The organism is Kaistella sp. (assembly GCF_049588135.1).
GTDB lineage: Bacteria > Bacteroidota > Bacteroidia > Flavobacteriales > Weeksellaceae > Kaistella.
The window spans coordinates 1-3,886 of the sequence record NZ_JBAVFG010000166.1 but is presented as its reverse complement, the minus strand read 5'-3'; the positions used below and the strand labels follow the sequence as shown (position 1 = coordinate 3,886).

The 3,886-nt window shown below is 37.1% G+C and carries 3 protein-coding genes; 2 read left to right on the top strand and 1 reads right to left on the bottom strand.

Annotated features, from left to right (window positions below; all coding sequences use genetic code 11):
- Positions 1-1,738: carboxypeptidase regulatory-like domain-containing protein (locus WBY99_RS09315; RefSeq protein ID WP_423976055.1), on the top strand; the 1,738-nt coding region annotated here is incomplete at its 5' end.
- A 100-nt stretch (positions 1,739-1,838) separates the two neighbouring features.
- Here the strand turns inward: WBY99_RS09315 and WBY99_RS09310 are convergent.
- Positions 1,839-2,093, bottom strand: a complete 255-nt coding sequence (locus WBY99_RS09310; RefSeq protein WP_423976056.1) for an ATP-binding protein — start codon at positions 2,091-2,093, stop codon at positions 1,839-1,841.
- A 101-nt stretch (positions 2,094-2,194) separates the two neighbouring features.
- Here WBY99_RS09310 and WBY99_RS09305 point away from each other — a divergent pair.
- Positions 2,195-3,886, top strand: a 1,692-nt coding sequence (locus tag WBY99_RS09305) for a helix-hairpin-helix domain-containing protein (protein ID WP_423976054.1), incomplete at its 3' end; no start/stop codon positions are given.

Sequence of the window (3,886 nt, the reverse complement as noted above, 5' to 3'; positions counted from 1 at the left end):
ACTCAGTCTCTTATTTCTAATAGGAATTTATGGACAAATGTTTGCTCAAATTGCAAGTCCTATAATTAATCCTGCAGATAATTCTGGATTAAGAATCTCTTTGAGAGGTGGCTACGACTTTCCTACTTTTAAACATGATACCCGATTTATTAATCATAATGGAGGATTTGAAGGAGGTGCTTCAGTAGATTATTACTGGAATTGGTTCGGTTTGGGTGGCGATTTTGATTATATTCAAAACAAACCGAAAAATAGATTTCCAACGGCAGATTTAGTTACCGTTAATAACCAACCAATTGGTTCGATAAATCTTGATGAACATAAAATTACGCGTTTATTCTACGGAATAGGTCCAGATTTCAGATTCCTGATGACTCCAAGATCAGATTTCGAACTGAAGTTAAGAGTAGGATTATCTTCTATAAAAGGTGGAGAAACGAGATTAGAAGGAGCGTCTAATCTAGGGAGGGTTTTGCTTAATTATCATGGGGGCTTCGATGAACAGAATGTTTTTGCTGGGAAAGCCTCTTTGCAGTACAATTATTTCTTTAGTAGAAATATAGGTTTTACCCTCGGTGGTTATTATATGGATCATTTTAGAACCCCCGATTTAAAAAATAGAGGATTAAACCTGACCGCCGGATACTATGATATTAATCGAACAGCGGGAAGTCCTATAGTGATTGATCCTGCTAATTTTGTACAAAGAGTTGAACCTAGGAGAGAATCTCTGCAATCTGTAGGTATTTTTGCAGGATTGGTATTTAAATTTAATAAAAAAGCAGAAGCAGTTATATTGGAACCACAACCAGTTGAATGTCTAATTACGGTGATGGCGAAAGATAAGAATTCCCAAAGAGCAATTGCGAATGCAAACATCATTCTATTAGATGAAAATGGTAATATCTTACAAAATGGAGTCACCGACGAATCTGGTTCTCTAACTTTCACATCAATTGGAAAAGGAAATTATACGATTTCCGGAAATTATCAGGGAAGAGATTTAAATGGAAACCTAATTGATATTTCAGAATTTGGTAACTGTGCGAACGGCGGTGGTATTACAAAAGAGATTTTTCTAATCAACGATAATTTTTATGTAATGGGTAATGCATCTGACTGTAAAACAGGTGAACCAGTCGGCAACGCAAGGATGATGGTGAAAAATAACAGTACCGGAAATGTAGAAACAGTAAATACCGACAGCAATGGTGGATTTAGCTTCGCCGCAATGCCACAAACGTCTTACACGGTATACGGTAAGAAATCAAATTTTATGTCGCAAACAGTAACATTAAATATGAATGACTACAATATAGGCGACTCTCAGTCGATTCCAATGGCGATTTGTATGGATAAAGCGGGATGTAATGATTCTATTATTCTGAAAAATATTCTTTATGATTTTAATAAATTTTTCATTCGTGAAGATGCGAAACCAGAACTCGACAGACTCGTACAGTTTATGAAAGATAATCCAGAAGTAATTGTTGAATTATCTTCATATTGCGATTCGAGAGGATCAGATGCTTATAATCTAAAACTGTCCCAGCGAAGAGCAGAAAGTGCTGTAGAGTACATTATTTCACGGGATATTAGCAGATCTAGATTGATTGCGAAAGGATATGGAGATACCCACCTGCTCAATAAATGTGCAAAAGGTGTTCCTTGTACAGAAGCAGAGCACCAAGTTAACAGACGTACACAGATGAAAGTGATTTGTCCTAATGCAAAATAATTTTTCTTTCAAATATAAAAGCTGCGGAAATTTTCGCAGCTTTTTTTATTGCCAAAATAGTTCTGTTGGCGTTGAATTAAATTTTTGTTTTACACCTTCTTTATAAAGTTATCCAAAAGATACTTCCGCCATTTCCTTCGCTTTCTACGCCAATTTCGCCACCTTGTTTTTCTATAAAATTTTTGCTGATTGCCAATCCGAGTCCTGTTCCATTTTGATGATCTTCGGGGACTTGAAAATACCATTCGAAGATTTTCGATTGGTACTTTGCATCAATTCCTATTCCGAAATCTTGTATCGGAAATTTAATTTTATCTGCTTTAATGAGTTTTTGTCCAGCTTCGGAATGTTTAATGGCATTATTTTAAATTTAAAAAGGTTCGCAACTCAAGTTAAATAGAATGAAAGCATTTTTCCTTCTAAAGTTCTTATTTTAGCGCTTCCAAAAAATAAGCAATGAACACGATCGATTTTATTAAAATCTCCCTCCATATATCCGAAAAAAACATCAATGCCACTTTGAAACTTTTGGCAGAAGATTGCACGATTCCTTTTATTTCCCGGTATCGAAAAGATGCAACCGGAAATTTAGATGAAGTGCAAATTGAACAGATTTCAAAACTCAACAAACAGTTTGAAGAAATCATCAAAAGGAAAGAAACGATTCTTAAATCGATTAAAGAACAGAATGCTTTAAACCCCGATTTAAAACAAAGAATTGAGGCGAGTTTTGATCTTCAGGAATTGGAAGATTTGTATTTGCCTTTCAAGAAAAAGCGGAAAACAAAAGCCGATGCTGCAAAAGAAAAAGGGCTGGAACCTTTGGCGAAAATGATTATGAGTCAGAATGCGAACGACCTTCAACACTTGGCTTCCCGATATTTGAATGATTTGGTTTCGTCTGAAGAAGAAGCGTTGCAAGGCGCACGAGATATTATGGCGGAATGGATTAATGAAAATATGCATGTCCGAAAAAATCTGCGCCGTCTTTTTCAACGAAAAGCAATGATTTCTTCTAAAGCCGTAAAAAGCAAATTGGAAGAAGAAACCGCCCAGAAATTCAAGCAATATTTCGATTGGGAAGAAAGTTTAAACCGAATTCCGTCGCACCGATTGTTGGCGATGTTGCGTGCAGAAACGGAAGGTTTTGTGAAAACCAACATCGAAATTGATAAAGACGAAGCGATTGAATTTATTGAAAATTCCATTATTAAATCCAATAACGAATGTGCCTATCAAATTGCTTTAGCCATTAAAGATTCTTACAAAAGATTGCTGGAACCCGCTATTTCAAACGAAACTTTGCAAGAAGCGAAAGAAAAAGCCGATCAAAAAGCCATCGAAATATTCTCTGATAATTTGCGCCAACTCCTACTCGATTCGCCTTTGGGTGAAAAGCGAATTTTAGCGATTGATCCTGGTTTTAAAAGCGGTTGCAAAATCGTTTGCCTCGACGAAAAAGGAGATTTGCTGCACAACGAAACCATTTATCCGCACGCGCCACAAAACGAAACGGGAATGGCGATGAAGAAAATCCGTTCCCTTGTGAATTCATTTAATATTAACGCAATCTCGATTGGCAATGGAACTGCGAGCCGGGAAACCGAATTTTTTATCAAAAAAATTGCCTTCGACAAACCACCGCAAGTTTTCATCGTTTCCGAAGCTGGAGCTTCCGTTTATTCGGCGAGTAAAATTGCGAGAGATGAATTTCCGAATTATGATGTCACTGTTCGTGGCGCGATTTCGATCGGAAGAAGATTGTCGGATCCTTTGGCTGAACTCGTTAAAATTGATGCGAAATCGATTGGAGTTGGGCAATACCAACACGATGTGGATCAAACGCAATTGAAAAACGAACTCGATGCTACCGTGATGAAATGTGTGAATTCGGTGGGAATTAATTTGAATACGGCGAGCAAATCTTTATTGAGTTACGTTTCGGGAATTGGCGAAAAGATGGCAGAAAACATTGTGAATTACCGCACAGAAAATGGAGCTTTCGAAGACCGAAAACAATTGAAAAAAGTCCCACGATTGGGCGAAAAAGCGTATCAACAAGCCGCAGCTTTTATTAGAATTACGAATGCCAAAAATCCTTTGGATAATTCGGCAGTTCATCCGGAAGCGTATTCGATTGTTGAAAAA